Origin of the sequence: Nostocoides vanveenii (genome assembly GCF_039531165.1) — a bacterium.
GTDB classification, from domain to species: Bacteria; Actinomycetota; Actinomycetes; order Actinomycetales; family Dermatophilaceae; genus Nostocoides_A; species Nostocoides_A vanveenii.
In genome coordinates, this window is the sequence record NZ_BAAAPN010000057.1 from 30,977 (window position 1) to 53,704 (window position 22,728).

At 69.9% G+C, this 22,728-nt stretch carries 26 protein-coding genes, 1 pseudogene and 1 riboswitch; of the genes and pseudogenes, 12 read left to right on the plus strand and 15 right to left on the minus strand.

Annotated elements, in window-relative coordinates:
- The first annotated feature begins 1 nt into the window (after position 1).
- Entirely contained in the window at positions 2-955 is a 954-nt protein-coding gene (locus ABD209_RS13030; protein ID WP_344067085.1) for an NAD-dependent epimerase/dehydratase family protein, read from the plus strand.
- Positions 956-1,161: 206 nt separating this feature from the next.
- On the opposite strand, the gene ABD209_RS13035 is transcribed toward ABD209_RS13030, so the two are convergent.
- Positions 1,162-2,805, minus strand: coding sequence for an ABC transporter permease (locus ABD209_RS13035; protein WP_344067088.1), 1,644 nt, complete (start codon positions 2,803-2,805; stop codon positions 1,162-1,164).
- Positions 2,802-3,701 (minus strand): ABC transporter ATP-binding protein, encoded by a 900-nt coding sequence (locus ABD209_RS13040; protein WP_425564682.1) that lies wholly within the window; start codon positions 3,699-3,701, stop codon positions 2,802-2,804. The genes ABD209_RS13035 and ABD209_RS13040 overlap by 4 nt, the downstream gene beginning before the upstream one ends.
- A gap of 59 nt (positions 3,702-3,760) precedes the next feature.
- Positions 3,761-3,867: riboswitch (TPP riboswitch) on the plus strand.
- Between the two features lie 38 nt (positions 3,868-3,905).
- Between ABD209_RS13040 and ABD209_RS13045 the strand changes: the two genes are divergently transcribed.
- The 4 genes from ABD209_RS13045 to ABD209_RS13060 are packed head-to-tail and all read left to right on the plus strand — an operon-like array spanning position 3,906 to position 8,247.
- Entirely contained in the window at positions 3,906-5,003 is a 1,098-nt protein-coding gene (locus ABD209_RS13045) for a thiamine ABC transporter substrate-binding protein (RefSeq protein WP_344067094.1), read from the plus strand.
- A gap of 5 nt (positions 5,004-5,008) precedes the next feature.
- Complete coding sequence (locus ABD209_RS13050; RefSeq protein ID WP_425564675.1) at positions 5,009-6,715, plus strand: ABC transporter permease; 1,707 nt, start codon at positions 5,009-5,011, stop codon at positions 6,713-6,715.
- Positions 6,712-7,845, plus strand: coding sequence for an ABC transporter ATP-binding protein (locus ABD209_RS13055; RefSeq protein WP_344067097.1), 1,134 nt, complete (start codon positions 6,712-6,714; stop codon positions 7,843-7,845). Before ABD209_RS13050 ends, ABD209_RS13055 begins: the two co-directional genes overlap by 4 nt.
- 9 nt (positions 7,846-7,854) lie before the next feature.
- Complete coding sequence (locus ABD209_RS13060; RefSeq protein ID WP_344067100.1) at positions 7,855-8,247, plus strand: VOC family protein; 393 nt, start codon at positions 7,855-7,857, stop codon at positions 8,245-8,247.
- Between the two features lie 5 nt (positions 8,248-8,252).
- On the opposite strand, the gene ABD209_RS13065 is transcribed toward ABD209_RS13060, so the two are convergent.
- The 6 genes from ABD209_RS13065 to ABD209_RS13090 form a co-directional block, all read right to left on the minus strand.
- Positions 8,253-8,438 carry a hypothetical protein gene (locus tag ABD209_RS13065; RefSeq protein ID WP_344067103.1) on the minus strand — a complete coding sequence of 62 codons (186 nt, stop codon included), beginning with the start codon at positions 8,436-8,438 and terminating at the stop codon, positions 8,253-8,255.
- Positions 8,439-8,614: 176 nt separating this feature from the next.
- On the minus strand, positions 8,615-9,376 hold the full coding sequence (locus ABD209_RS13070) for an energy-coupling factor ABC transporter ATP-binding protein (protein ID WP_344067106.1): 762 nt from the start codon (positions 9,374-9,376) through the stop codon (positions 8,615-8,617).
- Positions 9,373-10,143 carry a cobalt ECF transporter T component CbiQ gene (gene cbiQ, locus ABD209_RS13075; RefSeq protein WP_344067109.1) on the minus strand — a complete coding sequence of 257 codons (771 nt, stop codon included), beginning with the start codon at positions 10,141-10,143 and terminating at the stop codon, positions 9,373-9,375. The genes ABD209_RS13070 and cbiQ overlap by 4 nt, the downstream gene beginning before the upstream one ends.
- Position 10,144: 1 nt before the next feature.
- Entirely contained in the window at positions 10,145-10,471 is a 327-nt protein-coding gene (locus tag ABD209_RS13080; protein ID WP_344067112.1) for a PDGLE domain-containing protein, read from the minus strand.
- Positions 10,468-11,157: an energy-coupling factor ABC transporter permease gene (locus ABD209_RS13085; protein WP_344067115.1), complete on the minus strand. Its 690-nt coding sequence runs from the start codon at positions 11,155-11,157 to the stop codon at positions 10,468-10,470. Before ABD209_RS13085 ends, ABD209_RS13080 begins: the two co-directional genes overlap by 4 nt.
- Before the next feature lie 72 nt (positions 11,158-11,229).
- A complete protein-coding gene (locus ABD209_RS13090) occupies positions 11,230-11,823 on the minus strand; it encodes a mismatch-specific DNA-glycosylase (RefSeq protein ID WP_344067118.1) in 594 nt (197 codons plus the stop codon).
- A 175-nt stretch (positions 11,824-11,998) separates the two neighbouring features.
- Here ABD209_RS13090 and ABD209_RS13095 point away from each other — a divergent pair, with 175 nt between their 5' ends.
- Complete coding sequence (locus ABD209_RS13095; RefSeq protein WP_344067121.1) at positions 11,999-12,781, plus strand: VldE C-terminal domain-containing protein; 783 nt, start codon at positions 11,999-12,001, stop codon at positions 12,779-12,781.
- Between the two features lie 4 nt (positions 12,782-12,785).
- Positions 12,786-13,685 (plus strand): CHAD domain-containing protein, encoded by a 900-nt coding sequence (locus ABD209_RS13100; RefSeq protein WP_344067124.1) that lies wholly within the window; start codon positions 12,786-12,788, stop codon positions 13,683-13,685.
- Positions 13,686-13,743: 58 nt separating this feature from the next.
- Here the strand turns inward: ABD209_RS13100 and ABD209_RS13105 are convergent, their stop codons facing one another.
- Complete coding sequence (locus ABD209_RS13105) at positions 13,744-15,345, minus strand: N,N-dimethylformamidase beta subunit family domain-containing protein (protein ID WP_344067127.1); 1,602 nt, start codon at positions 15,343-15,345, stop codon at positions 13,744-13,746.
- A gap of 30 nt (positions 15,346-15,375) precedes the next feature.
- Here ABD209_RS13105 and ABD209_RS13110 point away from each other — a divergent pair, with 30 nt between their 5' ends.
- Positions 15,376-16,737, plus strand: a complete 1,362-nt coding sequence (locus ABD209_RS13110) for a HAMP domain-containing sensor histidine kinase (RefSeq protein WP_344067130.1) — start codon at positions 15,376-15,378, stop codon at positions 16,735-16,737.
- On the opposite strand, the gene ABD209_RS13115 is transcribed toward ABD209_RS13110, so the two are convergent.
- Positions 16,734-17,417, minus strand: coding sequence for a response regulator transcription factor (locus tag ABD209_RS13115; RefSeq protein ID WP_324387280.1), 684 nt, complete (start codon positions 17,415-17,417; stop codon positions 16,734-16,736). The two genes, ABD209_RS13110 and ABD209_RS13115, sit on opposite strands and share 4 nt — an antisense overlap.
- 70 nt (positions 17,418-17,487) lie before the next feature.
- On the opposite strand from ABD209_RS13115, the gene ABD209_RS13120 reads away from it, so the two are divergent.
- Both ABD209_RS13120 and ABD209_RS13125 read left to right on the plus strand, forming a co-directional pair.
- Positions 17,488-18,009: a DUF2231 domain-containing protein gene (locus ABD209_RS13120; RefSeq protein WP_324387279.1), complete on the plus strand. Its 522-nt coding sequence runs from the start codon at positions 17,488-17,490 to the stop codon at positions 18,007-18,009.
- Between the two features lie 86 nt (positions 18,010-18,095).
- Positions 18,096-18,419: a hypothetical protein gene (locus ABD209_RS13125; RefSeq protein WP_344067134.1), complete on the plus strand. Its 324-nt coding sequence runs from the start codon at positions 18,096-18,098 to the stop codon at positions 18,417-18,419.
- A gap of 80 nt (positions 18,420-18,499) precedes the next feature.
- Here the strand turns inward: ABD209_RS13125 and amrB are convergent, their stop codons facing one another.
- Together amrB and ABD209_RS13135 are read right to left on the minus strand one after the other, a co-directional pair.
- Positions 18,500-19,300 (minus strand): AmmeMemoRadiSam system protein B, encoded by an 801-nt coding sequence (gene amrB, locus ABD209_RS13130; protein WP_344067137.1) that lies wholly within the window; start codon positions 19,298-19,300, stop codon positions 18,500-18,502.
- Between the two features lie 31 nt (positions 19,301-19,331).
- Positions 19,332-19,847, minus strand: a complete 516-nt coding sequence (locus ABD209_RS13135) for a glycine cleavage system transcriptional repressor (protein ID WP_344067139.1) — start codon at positions 19,845-19,847, stop codon at positions 19,332-19,334.
- Between the two features lie 57 nt (positions 19,848-19,904).
- On the opposite strand from ABD209_RS13135, the gene ABD209_RS13140 reads away from it, so the two are divergent.
- Complete coding sequence (locus ABD209_RS13140; protein WP_344067142.1) at positions 19,905-20,495, plus strand: class I SAM-dependent methyltransferase; 591 nt, start codon at positions 19,905-19,907, stop codon at positions 20,493-20,495.
- Positions 20,496-20,546: 51 nt separating this feature from the next.
- Positions 20,547-20,753 (plus strand): hypothetical protein, encoded by a 207-nt coding sequence (locus ABD209_RS13145; RefSeq protein WP_344067146.1) that lies wholly within the window; start codon positions 20,547-20,549, stop codon positions 20,751-20,753.
- On the opposite strand, the gene ABD209_RS13150 is transcribed toward ABD209_RS13145, so the two are convergent.
- The 3 genes and pseudogenes from ABD209_RS13150 to ABD209_RS13160 all read right to left on the minus strand — a co-directional run bounded on the left by ABD209_RS13150 (position 20,705) and on the right by ABD209_RS13160 (position 22,539).
- On the minus strand, positions 20,705-20,896 hold the full coding sequence (locus ABD209_RS13150; protein ID WP_344067509.1) for a hypothetical protein: 192 nt from the start codon (positions 20,894-20,896) through the stop codon (positions 20,705-20,707). The genes ABD209_RS13145 and ABD209_RS13150 overlap by 49 nt on opposite strands.
- Positions 20,897-21,089: 193 nt before the next feature.
- A pseudogene (locus ABD209_RS13155) lies at positions 21,090-21,365 on the minus strand (ABC transporter permease subunit); the annotation flags it as partial.
- Positions 21,366-21,702: 337 nt separating this feature from the next.
- On the minus strand, positions 21,703-22,539 hold the full coding sequence (locus tag ABD209_RS13160; protein ID WP_344067150.1) for a type 2 periplasmic-binding domain-containing protein: 837 nt from the start codon (positions 22,537-22,539) through the stop codon (positions 21,703-21,705).
- Positions 22,540-22,728: the final 189 nt, after the last annotated feature.

Consider the following 22,728-nt stretch of genomic DNA (forward strand, 5'->3'; position numbering starts at 1 on the left):
AATGGCACGACACATCGTTCTCGGCGCCGGCGGCATCGGCCGCAGCGTGGCGCATGCCCTCATTTCTGCGGGTGAAGACGCCGTACTCGTCTCGCGTTCCGACCGCGACCTCGGACCGGACGGGGCCACCGCAGTCGCCCTGGACGTCACGGATGAGACCAGGCTGGCGGACCTGGCCACCGGAGCGCGCACGATCGTCAACGCCCTCAACCCGAGCGCCTATACCCACTGGGAGCGGGACTGGCCGCCGATGGCCAAGGCCGTTCTCGCCGCGGCGGAACGCAGCGGTGCCGGACTGATCACGGTCTCCAACCTCTACGGCTACGGCCTGGTGGACGGGCCGATAACCGAGCGGACGGCCTTGCGCCCCAACGGCGTCAAGGGTCACGTGCGCGTCGAGATGTGGGAGCAGGCGCTCGCGGCTCACGCGGCCGGCCGGGCACGGGTGAGCGAGGTCCGCGCCTCCGACTACATCGGACCGGCCACGCTCGGGACCAGCTTGGTGTCCGGCATGCTGATCAAGCCGATTCTGAAGGGCCGCAGCCCGTGGCTGCCGATGGGGCGCGTCGATGCTCCCCACTCCTGGACGTATGACGGTGATGTCGCCGCGCTGGTGCGTGCCCTTGCGCTCTCGGACGGTGACGCGGACTGGGGCCGGGCCTGGCACGTGCCCACCGATGCGCCTGCGACCTTCGCTCAGTTGGGCGAGGAGGTCGCGACGATCACCGGTGCCAAGGCCCGTCCGGTGCACGTGATGCCGCGCTCGATGGTCACCATCGGCGGCCTGGTCGTGCCGCTGCTGGCCGAACTGCGCGAGACCCGCCACCAGTTCGAGCGGCCCTTCGTGCTCGACTCGAGTGACGCGCAGGCGCGATTCGAGCTGGCGCCGACCCCGCGGCATACGGCCGTTGAGGAGACGGTGGCAGCTCTGCGTGCCGCCGGGATCAAGGGCTGAACTCAGGTTCGGGGCGGTCCGCAACGCGGATCGCCCCGAACGTCGGTCGTCGGCCGAGACCGGCCGAGAGTCGGTCAGCCGAAGAGCGACAGCTTGTCGGCGTTCTTGGCAAGCAAGTAGTAGACGGTCACGCGGTCCTTGCGGCCCGCGCCTTTCATGGCCGCGCCGACAGGTAGCGGCCCGGGCGGGAAAGTTGTAGCCCGCGCTCAACCGATGTCGCGGCGGGCGTAGCCGGCCAGTCCGGCAACCACCAGCACGAGCGCGAGAGCACCCTCGATCAGGACGGGCGGCCAGGACATCGACTCGGCGGGCACCTGCGGCAGGACGGCCAGCGGCGTGGCGTCAAGAATGCGCTGGGGGAAGCCGAGCACCGCGCCGATCCAGCTGACGATGAGGGTCCACCCGACGACGAGCCATGGCAGCAGGTGCAGCTTCGGCACCCACCCGAAGGCCGCCGCGAAGATCCCGACCCCGAGCCACACCGCCGGAGACAACACCAACGCGGCGCCTATGGTGCGGGTCAGCACTCCCCAGTCGCCGTCGCGCAGCGCTGCCGGCAGTGCCAACAGCGCCCCGACGAGCGCGAGCAGCAGCGTCGGCATGATGAGCGCAAGCGCGAGATGACCTGCGGCATAACGGATTCGGGAGGTTGCTGTCGCGAGCATCACCTCGTCGCGGTGGGCGGCCTCCTCGCGGCGCAGGCGCTCGGCGAGTTGGAGGGCGAAGATGGCGATGACGCCGGCAAGGATGCCGAGCATGGCGACATAGAAGGCGTCGGTGAGATCCTGCGCGCCTGCCCCCATCCGGCGGAACCGCTCCACGAGACTGGGCTCGTCGGCGATCGCGTCGAAGACACCCGACATCGAGCCCATCGCGAGCGCGAAGACCGCAAGGCCGGCCGTCCAGGCCCAGACGCTGCCACGCGCCAGCCGCCGCGCCAGCCCGCCGGCCGAGCTCAGGCCGGCCGGGGCGTGCGCGGGCCCGGGGCGGGCGGCCCGCATGCCCGCGCCGTAGTCGCGGCGCGCCTCCATCGCGAAGGCTCCGCCGACGAGAGCCGCTGCCAGCGCGACCAGCAACGGCAGCACCCACCAGCGATTGCCGGCATACGGCCGCGCGAGGGGAGCCCACTCCAGCGGCGAGAGCCACCGCAGCGTGCGCACCGGGCTGTCCGCGGAGGCGGCATCCGCGAGCGCGCGCAGCAGGTAGGCCGCACCCACCACCGCGAGCCCGATCTCACGGGCCGTGCGGGCCGACGCCGTCACCTGGGCAGCACATGCGCCCACACCGGCAAACGCGATGGGTGTCAGGGCGAGCCCGCCGCCCATGACGAGCGCGCCGCCGACGGGCGTCCCGACCACGACCATCGAGATCGCCACGAGGATCCCGAGCAGCAGGGATGCCGACCCAGCCACGGCGAGTGCCCCGGCAAGCATGGCGTGCCGCCCAATCGACCCGGCGCGCAGCAACTCGGTCCGCCCGAACTCCTCCTCGGCGCGGGTGGCCCGGATGACTCCGAGAACGCCCATGATCGCCGCCATCATCGCGGTGAAACCGCCGACGCGGAACATGGTGAATCCGCCGACGGTGAGCAAGTCGAAGGGTGGACCGAGCATCGCCCGCATCGTCGGGTTCGCTGCCAGCGCGGCCGCAACCTCGCGTCCCGCGGCGTCGTCGCTGATGGTCGAGCGATAGGCCGAGGCGGTCGCGGGGATGAAGGACCACAGGATCAGCACCCACGTCACCCAGAACCACCGGTCGGCACGCAGGATGCGCCGGATCGCCAAGCCGGTGCCGCTCAACTGGCTCGACCACCCGCTGCTCGCGATCCGATCCGCGACGACGCTTGTCATCCCGCAGCCTCGTCGTAGTGCCGCAGGAAGAGGTCCTCCAGCGTCGGCGGCGGCGACGTCAGTGACCGTATGCCGTGCCCCGCCAACCGCCCCAGCACCGCTCCCAGCGCGCTCGCGTCGACCTGCGCCGTGAGCCGGTGGCCGTTGAGCACGACGTCGTGGACTCCCGGCAGCTGCGCGAGATCCATTGGCGCAGAGTCAAGGTCGGCAACCACCTGGGTTCGTGTCAGGTGGCGCATCTCGGCCAGCGTCCCGCTCTCGACGACGCGCCCGGCCCGGATGATGCTCACCTGGTCACACAGGGCTTCGACCTCGCTGAGGATGTGACTCGAGAGCAGCACGGTCCGTCCACGTGCATGCTCGTCGCGGATGAGCTGGGTGAAGACCCGCTCCATCAACGGGTCCAGCCCCGACGTGGGCTCGTCGAGCAGCAGCAACTCCACGTCACTGGCCAGAGCTGCCACCAAGGCGACCTTCTGCCGGTTGCCCTTGGAATAGCTGCGCCCCTTCTTGGTCGGGTCGAGGTCGAAGCGCTCCAGCAGCTCGGCGCGCCGCGCCGGATCCAGGCCCCCACGCGCTCGCCCGAGCAGGTCGATGATCTCGCCGCCCGTCAGATTCGGCCATAGCGTGACATCGCCCGGCACATAGGCCAGCCGCCGGTGCAGCGCCGGGGCATCCGCCCACGGATCGCCACCGAGCAACCGCACCGCGCCGGCGTCGGCTCGCAGCAGGCCCAGCAGCACCCGGATCGTCGTCGACTTCCCCGCGCCGTTCGGTCCGAGGAAGCCGTGGACCTCGGCGGACCGCACCCGCAGGTCCAGCCCGTCCAGCGCCCGAGTCGGGCCGAACGTCTTGACCAGTGACTCGATCTCGATGACATCACTCACGCCCTCCATCATGCGCTCGTCGCTCCCGGTCACCGCGTGCGACCATCCGGAATCCCGCGATAGAGTCGAGACACAGACAGGGGAGCGCCACCCAGGGCGCTGAGAGTGCGCGCCAGCGCAGACCCTCGGACCTGATCCGGTTCGCACCGGCGTAGGGAGTCGAGATCTCCCCGGCTCGCGCCGGGCCCTCCATATATGTGGAGGACATTCACCATGCGTAAGCACACCAGCGTGCTCGCCGTCGCGGCCCTCGTCGCGCTCGCGGGCTGCACCACCAAGAGTTCCAGCGTCACCGCCGCGACATCCGCTGCGACCCTCGCGTCCGACGGTGCCAGCACGTCGGCGGAGTTGACACGTTCGGACACCCTCACCGTGGTCACGCACGACTCCTTCGCCCTCTCCGACGAGGTCAAGAAGCAGTTCGAGTCGGACACCGGCATCCAGGTCACCTATGTCGCCCCGGGCGACGCTGGAACAGTGACCAACCAGATCATCTTGACCAAGGACGCCCCACTGGGCGATGTCGTCTTCGGCATCGACAACACCTTTGCCGGTCGCGTGATCAAGGCCGGTGTCCTCAGCCCGTATGTCGCGCCCGGCCTCCCCACGACCACCGCCGACCTCGGGCCGCGCGACGATCTGCTCACCCCGATCGACTATGGCGACGTCTGCGTCAACGCAGACAAGAAGTGGTTCGCGGACAAGGGCATTGCGCTGCCGAAGACCCTCGACGACCTGGCCGCGCCGGCATACAAGGATCAACTGGTCGTCGAGAACCCGGCCTCCTCATCGCCCGGGCTCGCCTTCCTCGCTGCGACCGTGGGTGCCAAGGGCGACCCGGGCTATCTCGACTACTGGTCCGCGCTGACGGCCAATGGCGTCAAGGTCGCCAAGGGCTGGACCGAGGCCTACACCGGCGACTTCTCCGGCTCCAGCGGCAAGGGCCCACGCCCGCTGGTGGTGTCCTACTCCACCTCGCCGGCCTTCGAAGTGCCCAAGGGCGGCAAGGAGTCCGCGACTGTCGCGTTGCTCGACACCTGCTTTCGCCAGGTCGAATACGCGGGTGTGATCAAGGGCGCGCAGAACGAGGTGGGCGCGCAGAAGTTCATCGACTATCTGCTCACCAAGACCGTGCAGGCCGAGATCCCCGGCCAGATGTATATGTATCCCGTCGACTCATCGGTCGAGTTGCCCGCCGACTGGGTCAAGTTCGCGCCGCTCGCGCCGAAGCCGATCGCTGTCGATCCGACGACCATCGCGGATAAGCGCGAGCAGTGGATCAAGGACTGGACGGCGAAGGTCCTCGGCTGACGCCAGTGAGCGCGACATCGGTCGAAAGGGACTCGGGGCCAACGGCTTTCGCCGGTCGCATCCGGCCGGCGCCGGCCGCTCTCTGGGGGATGGCCGCGCTGGTCCCGCTCGCCTTCCTGCTCGCCTTCTTCGCCTGGCCGGTCTGGACGCTGATCGGACGCGGCTTCGTGTCCAATGACGGCGGCATCGCGATGGATGCCGTCGGTTCGGTCCTCGGCTCGGCCCGCACGCTGCGGATCGTCCGCACAACCTTGACCCTCGCGGTCCTCGGGACGACCGCGTCGGTGCTGCTCGGCATACCCGGTGCCTATGTCCTTTACGTATGCCGTTTCCCCGGCCGCGCGCTCGCGCGCGCCCTCGTGACCGTCCCCTTCGTGCTGCCGACCGTGGTCGTCGGGGTGGCCTTCCTCGCGGTCCTGGGGCTGCACGGGCCGCTGGGCTTCCTCGGGTTGAGCCAGTCGCTGACCGCGATCGTGCTGGCGCTCGTCTTCTTCAACTATGCGATCGTCGTGCGGACCGTCGGCGGGTTGTGGTCACGATTGGACCCGCGGGCCACCCAGGCGGCCCGGGCGCTCGGTGCGAGTCCGCGGCGGGCCTTCTTGACCGTGACCCTGCCCGCGCTGGCACCGGCAATCGCCTCGGCAGCCATACTCGTATTCCTGTTCTGCGCCTCGGCCTTCGGGGTCGTGATGGTGATGGGCGGTGTGCGCTACGGCACGATCGAGACCGAAATCTGGTATCAGACAACGCAATTGCTCGACCTGCCCGCTGCCTCCGCATTGTCCGTGGTGCAACTCGTCGTGGTCGCCGCGTCCCTGCTCGCGGCGTCCGCCGCCCAGGGGCGCAGCGAGCGCGCCCTGCGGTTGCGCGGCGACGCGAGTGGGGAGCATGCGTGGTCCTGGCGGCGCGACTGGGGACCGACGGTGGTGACGGGCCTGGTCGTTCTCGGCCTGCTCGCCTTGCCGATGATCACCCTGGTGATCCGCTCGCTGCGCGATGCCACCGGTTGGACGCTCGATCACTATCGGGCGCTCGGCACCACGGTCGGTCGCGCGCTGCCGGTGCCCGTCTGGACGGCGATCCGCAACTCCCTGATCGTTGCTCTCGAAGCCACCGTGCTCGCTCTCGTGCTCGGGACTCTCGTCTCGCTCGTCGTCAGCCGCCGGCCCCGAGCAGCGCTGGGGCGCCGGGCATTACGCCTGCTCGACTCGGTCTTCATGCTGCCGCTCGGGGTGTCTGCGGTGACCGTCGGCTTCGGCTTCCTCATCACGCTGAACCGACCGCCGCTGGACTTGCGCAGCTCGATCGTCCTGATTCCGATCGCCCAGGCCGTCGTTGCGCTGCCGCTGGTGGTGCGCTCGATCCTGCCCGTGTTGCGCGCGATCGATCCGCGCCAGCGGGAGGTTGCCGCGACCCTGGGGGCCTCGCCCGCGCGGGTGTTGTGGAGCGTGGACGGGCCCTTTCTCCTGCGAGGCATGGGCATCGGCGCGGGCTTCGCCATGGCGACGTCGTTGGGGGAGTTCGGGGCCACGAGCTTCCTCGCGCGCCTGGACCGGCCCACGCTCCCAGTCGTGATCTTCAAGCTCGTCGGCCGGCCGGGTGAGGCGAACTTCGGTGCGGCGCTAGCGGCTTCGGTCGTGCTCGCGGTCCTGACCGCCGTCGTGATGCTGGTTGCCGAGTTCGTCCGTCCGCCCGCTGCGGGGCAGCTATGAGGCCCGGGGCCGGCGAGGTTCCCGCGGCGACGGACGGCCCGGGCGCCGGCGGGCAGGACGGCGACGGCCTAGATGGCGAAGGCGCGGCGGAGCGCGGGTCCGGGCCGGGGCTCACGGTGCGGGGACTGACCGTCCGTTTCGGTGCAACCGTGGCCGTCGACGCGGTGGATCTCGACCTACTGCCCGGCGGCATCCTGGCGCTACTCGGGGCCTCCGGCTCGGGGAAGTCCTCACTGCTGCGTGGCATCGCCGGCCTTGAGCCGCTCGCGGCCGGCCGGGTCCGATGGGACGGCGTCGACGTCACGGCGGTCCCGGTCCACAAGCGCGGCTTTGGGGTGATGTTCCAGGACGGGCAGCTCTTTCCGCACCGTGACGTCGGCGGCAATGTCGCCTACGGCTTGCCTGCCTTGGGGGGCCGCGGGCGCGCGCGCCGGGTCGCCGAACTGCTCGACCTGGTCGGGCTCGCCGGCTTCGAGCGCCGTGCGATCACGTCACTGTCCGGCGGGCAGGCCCAACGGGTCGCGCTGGCCCGCGCCCTCGCCCCGCAACCCCGCCTGCTGCTGCTCGATGAGCCCCTGTCCGCGCTGGACCGGGCCTTACGTGAGCACCTTGTCGGCGTCCTGCGCTCCACCTTGCGGGCCACCGGGACGACCGCGATCTATGTCACGCACGATCAGGACGAAGCTTTCGCGGTCGCCGATCGGATCGCTATGCTCCGCGACGGGGCGATCGTCCAACTCGACTCCCCAGAGCGCCTCTGGCACGCCCCTGCCGACGCCGGCGTCGCCGCCTTCCTCGGTTATGCGCCGCTGCTCGGCGAGCAGGATGCCGCCGCTCTCGGCTGGCCCGACCCGATCCCACCCGAGCACGTCCTGGCCGTCGCCCCGGGCGGCCTGATCGCGCGGCCCGCGGACCAGGGCGACGACTCCGCTGATGCCGGCCCAGCAGGCGCGATCCTGGCCATCGGTGAGCAGATCGATCACCGGGGCTATGTCACGGTCGAGGTCGAGCTCCCGTCGCGGACGCGGGCCGAGGCGCAGGCGAGCCACCGGGTGGCGGGGGAGACGGCATACGTGCGCTTGGTCGCCGGCCGCTGCGTCGCGGTTCCCCGGGTGGCGCAGCCTCGATAGGGTCGGGACATGATCAATGCCGTTCACGTGCTCGTCTACAGCGACGACGCCCCGGCCACGCGGACCTTTTTCAAGGATGTCCTCGGCCTGTCCTTCGTCAGCGACGGCGGGTCGGGCGAGCCCGGCGACTGGCTGATTTTCGCCACCGGGCCGAGCGAGGTGGGCGTGCACCCCACTCAGGGGGAGTTCGACGGCGAGACCTTCACCGCGCCGCGGCACCACCAACTGAGCCTGATGACGACCGACATCGAGGCGACGGCCACCCAGGTGCGCGCCAAGGGTGGTCACATCCTCACCGGCCCGTCCGACATGGGCTTCGGGATCGGCATGGAGATCGAGGTGCCGGGCACCGACGCGATCCTCATCTACCAGCCGAAACACGCCACGGCCTACGACAAGTAGTCGCCTCAGGCCGCGCGTTGCCGCGCGCCGATTGCCGTATGTCCGCGCGGCGCGCCGGGTCGTAAGGTCACCACCCGGGCCGTGCGCTTCTCGGCGTCGTGGTCGAGCAGGAAGGGCACGACCGCGAGTGCGGTCATCAGGGCAATCCCGATGACGGTCAGGGCAGCGATGGCGATGTCGGTGAAGGTCATGACATCGAGCCTGCCCGCGCGAGCCGCTCCGGTACATCGGACCCAGGTATGGATCAGGGATGAAGATCCTGCCCCTGCGGCTGACCCCCCTCACCCAAACGTCTACCCCGTCGAGAGGGCACCCAAACACGATCGAGAGTGCAATCTCGCCGGGTCGAGTGGGCAGGGGGCACCGGTCACGGACCCGGCGTCAGGCCGCCGACGGTGCGCGGGTCGAAGCCGAAGGGCAACTCAAGCCGGTGGCGCCCCATCAACTCCGCGTCGGTGAGGATCGACGCGGTCGCACCGTCGGCGACGATCCGGCCGTCGGCGAGAATGACCGCGCGTTCGCACAGCCGCAGGGCATAGGGCAGGTCGTGGGTGACCATCAAGATGGTCACGTCCAGGCTGTCGAGGATCTCCGCGAGTTCGCGTCGCGAGGCCGGGTCGAGGTTCGACGACGGCTCGTCGAGGACCAGGATCTCCGGCTCCATCGCCAGCACCGTTGCCACCGCGACCCGGCGCCGCTGGCCGAAGGAGAGATGGTGCGGCGGGCGCGCGGCGAAGTCGAGCATGCCCACCGCCCGCAGCGCCGACTCCACCCGCGCCTCGATCACGTCCGGCGCCAGGCCGAGGTTCGCCGGGCCGAAGGCGACATCGTCACGCACCGAGGGCATGAAGAGCTGGTCGTCGGGGTCCTGGAAGACCACGCCGACCCGTCGCCGGATCTCCAGCAGGTTCTCCTTGCGCACCGGCAGCCCCGAGACCGAGACGCTGCCCGCACCCGCGGCCAGGATGCCGTTCAGGTGCAGCACGAGGGTGGTCTTACCGGCGCCATTAGGTCCGAGAAGCGCGACCCGCTCGCCGGGGTGGACGTGCAGGTCGACGCCGAAGAGGGCTTGATGTCCGTCCGGATAGGCATAAGCGACTCCGCGAAGGTCGAGCACGGGCACGCTCATCCGCCCACTCCCAACCACGCGGCGCCGGCGCAGAGCGCGGCGGCACCGGGCAGCGCCAGGGCGCGCGCCCACTCGGCGCGGGTCGCGGTGAGGTCGGTGGGGAAGGGCAGACGGCCGGCATACCCGCGCGAAAGCATGGCGAGATGGACGCGCTCGCCGCGTTCGTACGACCGGATGAAGAGGGCGCCGAGGGTCGCGGCGAGGACCGGCCACGCGCGCACCGAGCGCGCCCGGAAGCCACGTGACTCGCGCGCGATCCGCATGCGAGTCAGTTCGCCGCCGACGACCTCCAGGTAGCGGAACATGAACGCTGCGATCTGCACTAATTGCCTTGGCAGGCGGGCCCTTTCCAGCGCCCGCACGAGGTCGCGCGGCTCGGTCGTCGCACCCAGCAACACCGACGCACCCACGCCGATCGTGCCCTTGGCCAGCAAGCCCCACGCCGCCCATAACCCCGGCTCCGAGAGCGACACGGGCCCCACGGCGATGAGCGGCCCGGTCGAGACCACCGGCATCAACACGGCAAAGACGACGAACGGGATCTCGATGAGCAGCCGCTTGCCGAGGTAGCGCGCGGGGACGCGCGAGGCGCGGGCGAGAACGAGGAGGAGAACGGCATACGTCACGAAGGCCCAGACCGCGGTGCGTGGCGTCGCGACGACGATGAGGACGAAGGCCACCAGTGCCGCCAATTTGGTGTGCGCCGGGAGGCGATGGACGACCGAGTGCCCGTGGAAATGGACGGTATGGCCGTGGCCAGCGCCCACCTCAGGCGCCCGGGTCGGGGGTCGATGCCCGGCCGCGGCGACGCAAGGCGGCCATCAGGCCGAAGGCCAGCGCGGCGACGAGCAGCACACCGATGACGCCCGCGAGCCCGCCGGAGAGCCGGGCGTTGTGGACGCCGCTGACGCCGTATTCGGCCAACGGCGAACCGGTGCTCCCGTGCTGCTGCGCCTGACCGGCGATCCCGTTCTGCTCGGCGACATACTCCAGCCCGTCGGGACGGGACGAGGCGTAGTAGCTCGCGACCCCGGCCAGGACGAGACTGACCGCAAGTCCCCACAGGATCAGCGTGCGGGTGCTCAGCCGCTTCACGTCAGTGCCCCGTCACGGATGACGAGCTTCGGTGTGGCGAGCGCGGGCCCGGCGCCGTGCACGAGATCCGGCCGGGTCGCGACGATGCTGCCGACCGCGAGGTAGGTGATGGCCGCCTCACCGAGTCCGATGAGCGTATGCCAGCCGGCCATCGCGATCGCGAGCGTCCGCAGGGGGATCGGCGCGGTCCCGCCGATGGCATAGAGGGCGGTGAAGGCGAGGGCGGTGACCGGCACCGAGAGGGCGGCGCCGAGAGCGGCCGCGACGGGGATGCTCGCCAGGCGCTTGGGCAGCGCGGCCCGCGCCGCGACGAAGACGGCATACCCGACCCAGACGCCGACAATGCCCATCAGGGTGACATTCGTGCCGAGGGCGGTCAGCCCGCCGTCGGCGAAGGCCAGGGCCTGCACCAGCAGGACGACGGCCAGGCACAAGGTCGCCGTGAACGGGCCGACGAGGACCGCGGCCAGCGCGCCGCCGAGGAGATGGCCAGAGGTGCCGGCGCCGACGGGAAAGTTGAGCATCTGGGCCGCGAAGACGAAGACGGCGACCAGGCCGGCCAGCGGCGCAGTGCGGTCGTCGAGCTCGCGGCGGGCACCGCGCAGGCATACGGCGACCCCCGCCGCCGCGAGCGACGCCGTGCCGATGGATGTCGGCGCGTCCAGAAACCCATCTGGCACGTGCACGCGGCGCCTCCTCCTCTGCTCGGACCTCTAACGCTACTGCAAATGATTCGCAATAGCCCGTGCGTCGGTTTCCTATCCGCTGGCCGCTTTCTTCGCGGCGAGCCGCAGCCCAGCAGCACGGGCGGGCGCGGCGTACGCCTCGGCGAGGGAGTCAATGGTCTCGTGGGCGTTCAGGCCGCTCGGGTTGGGGACGACCCACAGGTCGGCCCCGGCGAGCGGTTCCGGCTGCTGGCCGGCGCGTGCGGTGCGCACCCCGAACGCCTGCCGGTAGGCGGTGATGCCCGCGATCGCGACTACCCTCGGTGCCACGGCGCCCACGGTCGCGAGCAGTTGCTCGCCGCCCGCGAGGAGTTCGGCCGTGGTGAGTTCGTCGGCTCGGGCGGTGGCGCGTCGCACGAGATTCGTGATGCCGATGCCGCGGGCCACGAGATAGGCCCGGTCGGCGTCGGTCATCCCCGCCGCGGGGTCGATCTGGCGATCGATGATCCCCGCGCGCAGGAGGGCCGGATAGAAGCGGTTGCCCGGGTGGGCGAAGTGCGTCTGGGTAGCAGCGGTCCACAAGCCCGGGTTGATGCCGACGAAGAGCAGGCGGCAGTCCGGGCCGAGCAGGTCAGGGACTTCGGCGTCCCGGAAGGCCTCCAACTCGGCGCGGGTGAAGCGGGGCACGAGGGCTACTCAAGCACTCCTGCCTTGCCTGCCGAGGGTTGGTCAGGGACTGGGATGGCGCCGGCATCGGCACGCCTGCCACCCGACGATGCGACGTGCGTCGTTACCTCGATGTGACACGGGCGCCCTCGGGTCGCTACCGTTGACGGACCCCCTGAAAGGCCCCTTCCTTCTCATGCTTCGCTCTTCCCATGTGCCCGCGCACCGTGCGACCTGCGGCGTTCGCCGCGCCGCCGATGCCCGCACTCTGACCGGCGCCACCGCGCTCGCCGTCTGGGCTACCGCCGCCGCATACGCCCTGACCCCGGGCGCGCTGCCCACGGCCGCGGCTCAATCCGCGACCTTCGCGGCGAGTCAGCTCGCGACCCCGGCCCCGGCCGGCGTGGCTACCCGCGCGGAAGCCCCGCGGGCCTCCCGCGCCGACGCCCGCGCCGCCTTGACCGCAGTGTCCGCGCCGCGGACCGAGGGCCCGACCGTCGCGGCATACGGCACGCTCGGCCTGAAGGCCGTCGCCAAGCCGAAGCCGAAGGTCGTGGCCAGCCCCGCGACCGGCGCGTCGACGGCAACCGCAGCGACCGGCTCGGCGCCCGCGGCGAGCACCCCCTCCGGTGGCAGCACGAGTTCGTATGCCGCCGCTGGCGCCGCCCTGGGCCTCGCGCCCTCCGCAGCGGCGGTCTACTCCGCGATTCGCTCGACCTTCGGGATCACCAATATCGGCGGCTACCGGGCGGGTGACTGGGGCGACCACGGCACCGGCCACGCGGTTGATGTGATGATCACCAGTGCCGCGCAGGGCAACGCCGTGGCCTCCTATGCCATCGCCAACATGGGCCGCCTGAACATCAAATACATCATCTGGCAGCAGCGGATCTGGATGGGCTCGGGCTGGCGGTTGATGGAGGACCGCGGCAGCATCACGCAGAACCACTTCGACCACGTGCACATCTCGGTCAACTGATCCTATGACGGTCGGCGCCCCCGAGTCCGCAGCGACGGCGGCCAAGCCTGCCTCGCCGGCAGTCAAGGCGACGCTCGTTGCGATCCCGCCCGAAGCGAGTGCCGGCGAGGCTTTCCGGATCAGTCTGGAGTCGTGCCTCGAGCACCTGGCCGCGAACGAACCGCTCTTCCTGCGCGGCCGGCACGCCGACAACCTCCACCAGACGCGCGTGTCTTGGCGCCGGGCTCGGGCAGCCTTCTCGCTCTTCCGGGCACTCGTGCGCACCGACGAGGCCGGGTTGGACACCAAGGTGCGGATGCGCGAGATCGTCCTGCCCCTCGGCCCGGCGCGTGATGCCGACGTCCTGCTGGCGCGCGCGGTGGCTGAGGAGTGGCCGGCCCGGGAGCAACGCGCCCTGCGCGGCCGGCGCCGGCGGACGTATGCCGTGGCCGCCCCCCTGCTTCGCTCCCCGCAGTGGCTGGAGATCAAGAACGACCTGATGGCTTGGCTGGCCGCGCCCGACTGGCTCGACGGTGCCGCCGGCCTGCGAGACGCCCCAGCCCGAGAGGTCACCGACGCAGCTCTCGAGCGCCGCTATGCGCGCGTCGTGGCCGCGGGCGAGACCTTGCTGACGATGCCGGCGCACGATCTGCACCATGTGCGCATCGAGGGCAAGAAGTTCCGTTACGGCTGCGAGTTCTTCGCCGACCTGTATGCCGATTCCCCTGGCACCCCGCCCGCCGAGTATGCCGCGGCGATGGGCGCGATGCAGGACGCCTTCGGCGCCGCCAACGACTATGCCACCGCCGCGCACATGCTTGCGGCGCAAGGGATTTCGCTGCAACACCTCGGCCCCCACCCCGGTCGTGCCGACGTCCTGGCCGCGTGGCAGAACGTCCTATCCCTCACGCCCTTCTGGCGCTGACGCGACCCCTGTCCCTAAACCCTGCTAGCAGGGTTTAGGGACAGGGGGGCAGGCCACCTCAGGCCGGCGCAACGGGTCCGCCGCTGCCGGTGCGGGTCGATGGCGACGCCCCCACCGCATCCAGGTCGGGGCGGGCCGGCCGTCGCTCACCGAGCCGAGGCGTCGCCAGTTCACGCAGCAGGTTGTCGGTCACCGCGGCCGCGAACGCGGTGCTGGCCGCGGTGATGCCGTATCGCGCATACGCGCCCCGCAGGGCGGGGCACCACAGCATGCTCCCGACCGCGACCACTCCCGCGCCGCTCGGCGTCGAGTAGTAGGTCATATCGCTGAAGGTCGTCCCGATGCCCTCTCCCGTCACCGGCGAATGTCCGACCACCTGCAAGGTCGGGGGCGTCCCGGCGATGGGATACGCGCGGTCCACTTCCGTCCCGCACAGTCCCGGGACCGACAGGCCCGCCCGCGCGCCGAGACCGGCGAAGCCGAAGAACCCCGGATCTCGCACCACGAAAGGCCCTTGCACCGGAAACGCCTCGTAAAGCATCCCGACGAGCGCATTCTCCGGGTCTGGCACCGGCCCATCGCGCCACTTCACGGTCGCTTCCGCCGTGTCGCCGAGCGGATCCGCACTCCCGTCCTTGAAGCACACGACCGTCCGTCCGGCATCCTCGAAGCGCACCCGCCAATACATCGCATTCGCGCCGAGGAAGCCGACATTCGTCCCCGTATCACGCGCGCTCGTCACCGCCGCCCGCATCCCCCGGCTCCAGTACTCGTCGTGCCCCAGCGAGACCACTCCGGCCGCTCCGGCCAGCGCCGGCGTCCCCGCATCGAGATCGCCGGAGGTCAGGTAGGCGAGGTCCAAGCCCAGCCGCTCGGCGGCCTGGATCGGCCCGATCTCATACAGCAGCAGTGTCCGCGCGCCGCTGGTGTCGCCGGGCCGATCGAAGCTCACCTTCCGGGCACGGTTCTCGAAATGCCTTGTCGCACCGTCAGAATAGAGCGAGTACCCGCCGAACGTGTTGTATGCCTGATACGTCGCTGTCGCATTCACCACAACCAGCCGGCCGGTCACGTCGGCCGACCGAATCGTCAGCGGCACATAGTGGCTTTGACCGCCAGAGGTCACGGTCAGCAGGTAGGTCCCCGGCGGCCAGCCGGTCGTGTCCAAAACCGTCGTGGGCTCCCACGTATACCGCGCCCGATGGTCGGCGTCGATAACCGGCGGCCGTTGTGGCCTACCGGGCAGGCTCCCACTGCGCCATACCGTCCGCCCGCCCTGCCCGCCGTAGTGACCGAGTCGGTGCGCCTTCACAACGACGTCACCGAGCCGGCTGTCGACATAGACCGCCACCGCGTCACCGGCGCGGGCGCTGGCATGGCTGGCATACGCGCTCAACATCCCGGTGGGAGCGATCACCCGCGGGCTCAAGTGCCACTCGCGGTCACCGGGGCGACTGTTCTCCTCGGCGACCCACGTGCGCGCCGGGGTCGCCGGGCCGCGCGACGTCCCGCGGGAGGACGGCGTCGAAATCCCCCCAGAGGCCGTATGCCGTGGCTCCCCTCCCGCATCCGTGCAGGCACCCAGCGTGAGCAGTGATGCCGTCGTCCCGAGCACATCGCGCCGGCGTGGTGACGGACCCGACGCACGCGCTCGGCTCATGAAGGCAAAGGCTACGCGTAGCCTCCCGGCGTGGGCTTACGTCAGAGCATCCGCGGGCGTGTCGTGGTGGTCGTCCTCACGGCCTTCGCCGCCATCGGGCTGATCGCCGTCGCCGTGCTGGCGACCATCGTCAGCCATGTGCTGCGGACGCAGGCCCAGTCGACGACGTCGGCCACCGCGGGCTGGATCGCCGAGGAGTTGACGACGACCGACCCCAAGACGGTGGTTGCGGAGCACGTGCTGCCACCGGGCTCGGAACGCGTGATCCAGATCCTCGACGCGGACGGCCGATTGGTGGCCGCAACCCCGCCCGGACTCGCCCCGCTGACGACGGCCAGAGGACGCGAGCACCAGACGGTGATGACGACCTTGGACGGCATCCCCGACTTCGATTCGGACAACTTTGCCCTGGCGGTGACGGGCGCGCCGGATCGCAACGGCGCCATGCTCACCGTCGCTGTCGCATCGCCCGCCAGCCTGGAGGAAGGCCCAACCGCTGCTCTGGTGGCGGGCTTCGTCCTGACCGGGATTGGTCTGTTGATGAGCGTGTGGCTCGGCGTGCTGTATGCCGTCGACGCTGCCCTGCGCCCGGTGGAGGCCATGCGCGCGGAGGTGCAATCGATCTCGGATATCGGCTCCTCGCGATCGGTCGCGATTCCGGACGGTGAGGACGAATTCACCCGGCTCGCAACGACACTCAACGACCTCCTGGATCGCCTGCGAACTTCCGACGCTGCGCGCCGGGCGTTCGTCGCCGACGCCGGGCATGAACTGCGCAGCCCCTTAGCTGCTGCCCGCGTCACCGTGGAGCACCTGGCTATTGCCCACTACGACAAGAGCGAGTGCGAGCAGTCCCTGGCCAAATTGGGGCTGGCCATCGACCGGCTCTCCGCCGTCGTCGACGACCTCTTCGTCCTGGCCCGCCTCGGCGACCCGGGAGCACGGTCGGTGTCGGTGCCTGTGGATCTTGACGATGTCACTCTCAACGCCGTCCGGGCGCTACCGGGGCAGACGCCCGTCAGCCTCGAACTCGCGCCGGCGCGCGTGCTCGGCGACGCCGGGTTGCTCGACCGCGTGGTGCGCAATCTGCTGGACAACGCCCTTCGCCACGCCGACTCCGCGATGCGCGTCCGTGTGGAGAACACCGGCGAAAGCGCCGTTCTGACCGTCGACAATGACGGCGCACCGGTCCCGGAACACTTGCGCGAGATGGTCTTTCAGCGGTTCGTCCGGCTCGACGAGGCGCGCGATCGAGACCGGGGCGGATCCGGCCTCGGCCTCGCCGTTGTCGCCGACACGGTCGCGAGATACGGAGGGCGCGTCCATACGAACGTCGCCGATGACGGCTGGTGCCGGTTCGTCGTCGACCTGCCGCTCGCCGCGAGCGACTAGCCCGGCGGCGCGTCGGCGACCAGCCGATAGCCCATGCCTCGGACGGTCTCCACCGTCCGCACGCCGAAGGGCACGTCGACCTTCTTGCGCAGATAACCGACATAGACCTCGACGACATTGTCAGCCCCCGGATAGTCCGAATCCCACACGGCGTCAAGCAGATCGGACTTGCTGAACACCCGTTCCGGCTGTCGGATGAGCGTGTGGAGCAGCGCGAACTCGCGTGGTGTCAACTCGATCATCTGATCGCCTCGCGCAACCCGCTTGGTCATCGGGTCCAGAGTGAGTGTCCCGCACGCGAGGGTGACCTGTCGGGGCACGCCCGAGCGGCGCAGAACGGCGTGCAGCCGCGCCGCGAGGACCACGACGCTGAAGGGCTTGGTGACATAATCGTCCGCCCCGAGTTCGAAGGCGTCGCTCTGATCGAACTCGCCGTCCTTGGCGCTGAACATCACGACGGCCGTCGTCGGATCGCTGGCCCGGATACGTTTGAGCACGTCATAGCCATTGCGGCCGGGCAACATGATGTCGAGCAGCACAACGTCGTAGCCGCCGTACTCGGCCATCGCGAGTCCGGTCAGCCCGTCATGGGCGACATCGACGACCCAGCCCTCGCCACGCAGGATGGCGGCGAGTTCCGTCGCGAGATCGCGCTCGTCGTCGACGATCAGCAGCCGCATAGGTCCTCTCAGCGCTCTCTCAGGGGTCGCGTCATACCGTCGGGGTGTTCGCTAACGGTGAAGGGTTGGCATGTTCGACACCATCATGGGCCTCCCGGTCCACATTCTCGTGATCCACGCTGTCGTGGTGCTCGGGCCGATCGCTGCCCTGCTCGCCTTGGCGTATGCCGTGCGGCCCGCGTGGCGTGACCGCCTTCGGCTGCCGCTGATCCTCGGTGCCGTTGCCACCGGGCTGAGCGGCTTCGTCGCCGGTGAGAGTGGCGAGCAACTCGAACACCGATTGCAGGCCGCCGGAGGCAATGACGCGGCAGCCATGGCGTTGCTCCACGAGCACACCGAGGCCGGCGACCTCGCCAAAGTCCTCTGTTTGGTCTTCATGGTGGTCGTTCTCGGCGTCGTCTACTTCTTGCTCCCGGCAACCAAACCGGCTCGGAGCAAGGCCCTGGGCATGCTCGGGGCGGCTGCCATGATCCTGGTCAGCTGTGCCGCGATCGTGTCGATCGCCATCACCGGCCACACCGGCGCCAAGTCGGCGTGGGCGGATCAGGTCGTCGCCACCCAGGGCGCTACGACCACCGGCGGCGGCGACTGACGACGCCGGGGTGATCGGCAAACCCCTCCCCCCCGCTGCCGATCACCTGAGGCTGTTCCAGTCGTCGCCGCCGGTACTCTCGGAGCATGTCCACCGAGAGTTCAGGCGGCCGGTTGCCGACCGCTCCCGTCGTTGCAGCCGGCTTGGCCGGCGGCTATGTCGTCGCCAGTTCCACCGGCATCCGCCCGCTGGGCGGCCTGGTGCTTGGCGCCGCCGGACTGCTCGCCGGCCGCACGTGGCTGATGCGTCATGGGCCGACGACCGCCGGTCTGCTCGGCGGGGTCTACCTGCTGGCCTTCGGCGCATCACACCCGCTCGCCAAGCAAATCGGTGCGTGGCCGGCTGTGGCTGTCGTCTCTGCGGTCTCGGCCGCCGCGGCCTATTTCGGATCCGATCGCTCGGCTCGCTGACCCCCGAGCGAGAGCGACACAGCCACTAGTCGCTCCCCGAAGGCTGCTGCGGCGCAATCGAATCGACTCGGTGTTAGCACTCATGCGATTGAGTCGAAGGCCAACGACGCATAGCCGACCACCCGCTCCCGACCACCGGCTGCATCGCCGGAGTTGCACTGATCCAGCAGGCGCGGGCGGAGTCGGTGCGCTCGCGCCGACACGAGCAGGCCGTTGACGGGTGCGGCACCACACGCCTGGACGTGGCGGATGTCGGGCTGCAGGGCGAGGAGGTGGCGCGCCGTCGCCTCGTCGAGACGGCGCGCCACGGCATACGGATGGTAATGCGAAAGGTTCGAACTGACCACGACCACCGTCTCTGGACCGCCCCAGAGCGCGTCGACCACCTCGGCGACCACGGCCGGCGCGGCGCGACCGACCGCAAGTGGGATGAGCTCGAACTCGCGCAGCACCCGTTGTAGGAAGGGCAGTTGCACCTCTAGCGAATGCTCTGCGACGTGGGCAGCGGGACTGATGTGGACCTGCGGCAGAGCGGTGAGGATCTCATCGCTCAGCCGCGCGACCGGCACCTGGCCGAGCGGAGTTGCGAACAAATCTGCGCCCGGCACGGCAAGGCCATCGATCGCCACGCGGTGGGTCGGGCCCAGCAGCACGACGCGGGTGATGATGTCGCGGGCGGGGAGCAGGGCGGCATACGCGAGGGCAGCCATCGCGCCGGAGTCAGCGTAGGAGCCGTGCGGTGCGATGAGTGCCTTCACGGGCGCGACCGGGGCCGTCGGGTCGGCAGCCGTGGCGAGCAACCGATCGACCGTCTCTGCCAATGTGGTGGCGTCGCGAGGGTAGAGGTGACCGGCGACGGCGGCCGGCCGCACGCGCGCCATACCCTCAGTCTCGCCCGTGCCGGGAGCGGGATCAGGCTGGGTCGAGGGTGATGTCGACCTGCATCTCGCCGGCCAGTTGCTCCAGCGCAGCGCGGACTACCGCCGGGTCGCTCCCGATGGGCGCGTGGGCGAGCACCGTTGTCTCGAAGAGCACGCCGCCGGCCATCGGCGCGTCCCGCGTCTGTGTGGTGAGCGAGTCGACGCTGAGGTCATGGGCCGCCAGCACGCCGGAGACGTCGCGGACGATGCCGGGGCGGTCGTTGCCGAGGATCTCCAGGCGCACCGACTGCCCGGTGGTCGCGTCCGGGGCGCCGCGGCCGGTATGCACGCTGACATCGAGCAGGCCCGCCAGCGGCGCGAGCGCGGTGCGCAGCGCCTCGACTTTGTCCTCGGGAACAGTGACGACGACGATGCCCGCAAACTTCCCGGCCAGCTCGGCAAGTTGGCTGCGCTCCCAGTTCCCGCCGCCGTCCGCGACGGTGTCTGCGAGCGCCTTGACGAGCCCGGCGCGGTCGTCGCCGATGACGGTCAGTACGAGAGTCTCCACCCTGGCATGGTAGCTAGCGGCGGGTCGCATCGGCTTGCCCGGCTCTATCCTGCGCGTATGCCTACCCCGACCCGCTGGACGACCGACACCAGCCCAGGCCACTCCCGGTGGTATGTCGAGCGCTTCCGCGCGCTGGCCGCCGAGGGCGCCGATCTGGTGGGTGAGGCGCGGCTGGTCGACGCGATGGTTTCGCGGGGAGCCCGGATCCTCGACGCAGGGTGCGGGCCGGGGCGGCATACGGCCTATCTGCACGCGGTCGGCCACGACGTGCTCGGGGTCGATGCCGACCCCGAGTTGATCGCGGCCGCGCGCGAGGACCATCCCGACGCGCGTTTCGAGGTGGCCGACTTAAGCGAACTGGACCTGGTCGGCGAGGGCCCGTTCGATGCCATCCTGGTCGCGGGGAATGTCATGGTCTTCCTGGCACCTGGGACCGAAGCGCTTGTGCTGCAGCGATTCGCGGCGCATCTGGCGCCGGAGGGTTTCGTGGTCACGGGGTTTCACACCGACCGGGAGTTGACGCTTGCCGCCTTCGACGCCGCGATCGAGGTGAGCGGACTGCGCATCGAGCATCGCTTCGCGACGTGGGACCTGCGGGCCTGGCAGCCCGCGGCGGACTTCGTGGTGACCGTCCTGCGTCATACCTAGGGGGGTATAGGATCGCAGCGTTAGGTTGACGAGGTCCGAGGAGAGACACCCATGTGCCGTGCGGTGCGATGCAAGACCTGTGGCAAGACGACGTGGGCCGGGTGCGGGCAGCACGTGGCTTCGGTCAAGGCCGGTGTCCCGGCCGGGCAGTGGTGCCCCGGCCACGAGAGCCGGGCCACGACGGGGGATGCGAACCGGGCCACAACGGGTCAGGACGCGGGCGGTGGCTTCCTCAGCCGCCTCTTCGGTCGAAGCTGACCCCCAGCCGCGTCGAGAGGGCACGATCCGTCCGGTCGGCCCTTCAGCCCGGAGAAGGTCATGGTCGCGACGAACTGCTTCTGCGCGATCAGGAAGAAGATGATCAGCGGCAAGGTGGCCACGACATTGCCGGCCTTCAGCATCGACCACTGCGTCCGGTGCTGGCCCTGGAAGTTGGCCAGGCCGAGTTGGATCGTGTAGTTCGCCGGGCTGTTGTTGACGATCAGCGGCCAGATCAGGTCGTTCCACGACCCGAGCAGGGTGAAGATGGCCAGGGGTCGCGAGAGCCGGCTTGGCCAGCGGGAGGATGACTCGCCAGAAGACGGCGAACTGCGAGCACCCGTCGAGCACGGCGGCCTCTTCGAGTTCCCGCGGCAAGGAGAGGAAGAACTGTCGCATGAGGAAGACGCCGAAGGCCGACGTCAGCGAGGGGAGCATCATCGCGGCGAGCGTGTCGACCAGGTGCAGCTTGCTGAACATGATGTAGGTGGGGATCATCAGCAGTTGGGTCGGGATCATGATCGTGGTGAAAACGAGGATGAAGCCGACATTGCGACCGGCGAACTTCAGCCGCGCGAAGCCGTAGCCCGCGAGCGAACACAGGGACCATATGGGACGCGATGGCCGTCCCGGAGACGATGACGGTGTTCATGATCCAGCGCAGGACGTCGGACTCGGTGAAGAGCGCCTGGAAGCCGGAGAGAGTCGGGTGCTTCGGCCAGAAGGTTGGCGGGAAGGCGCGGATCTCTGCATCCGTCCTCAACGCGGCAAAGAGCATTTGCACCAACGGCATCAAGAAGGCGATCGGCATCGGCGCGAGAATCAAGTGGGCCGGATCGAAGGGCAACCAACCCATCCGACGGCCGGGCTTCCGGCCGTCGGACGCAGCGTCCGCCCGGGCCGTTGGTCGCCCGGGCCCTGGCGGTCGCCGGTGTGGCGCGCTCCGTGCTCACTGGCTGTCGGCCAGTTCTTGATCCGCGGCCTGGTTGGCCGCGTCGAGGCCTTCCTTCGGGGTTGCCTGGCCCTGGAGGATGTTGCTCACTTGCTCGCCGAACACCTTCGACAAGCCGGCGTAACCCTTGAGCGTCGGGCGGGGCTTCTTGGCATTCTCGAGGTTGTCGGCGAAGTGCGCGAAACCGGGCAAGGCCTTGTCGGTGTCGATGAAGACCGGTGAGTCCTTCTCGGACGAGCGCAGCGGGAGATTCCCCAGAGGGATATTCCACTTCTCGTCCTGGGCCGCGGACGTCAGCCACTCGGTGAACTCAGAGGACCAGTAGGCCCGGTTCGCATCGCCTAACGAGGTGACGATCCGCTTGGCCATGCGCGAGCAGCGCGAAGTCGGCGGGCGGGCAGTTGTCGCCGGCTTCGGAGCAGCCCACCCGGGCTTGTCCGGGTGGGCATGGCGACGGGCGGAGTCGTATTCCGCCCACGTGAAAGCCCCTGGGACATAGACAAATTCAGCCGCGGGTCGGCGCGCAGCCCCTTGGTCACGAAGACCTCGCGATAGAGATCGAGCAGATGCCCCCAAGACGCAGTCGTCCCAGATGGGCAGGTGCGCTTCGCCGTCGTAGTCGGGCTTGAAGCCGTGCACGCCACACTCGGTCGCGACCCAGTCGGGGGCCCAGTCGACGCCGCTGGCGGAAAATGCGCATCCAGAAGTCGCCCGGCTCGGCCAGTTGCTGCACGAGTGGTCGAAGCTCCTCTGCTGCGCCTGGCCGACGTCGGTGTAGATCGTCGCGCCCGTGTGCGGCTGCAGTTGCCGCCAGAACGGATCGATCGCCCGCACCAGCACGCCGTCCGGCGCCGACGGGCGTTCGGAGTAGAAACGGAATTGGCGGCCGGCCGCAGCCAGTCCGGCTCACGCCAGTCGATGCCGTCCACGACCGGGCCCGCAGCGCCCGGCAGCGGATAGCGCGGGGCGTCCGGGGCTTGGTCGATGCCTGGCCGTGCGGTCACCGTCGGCGTCGCCGCCGAG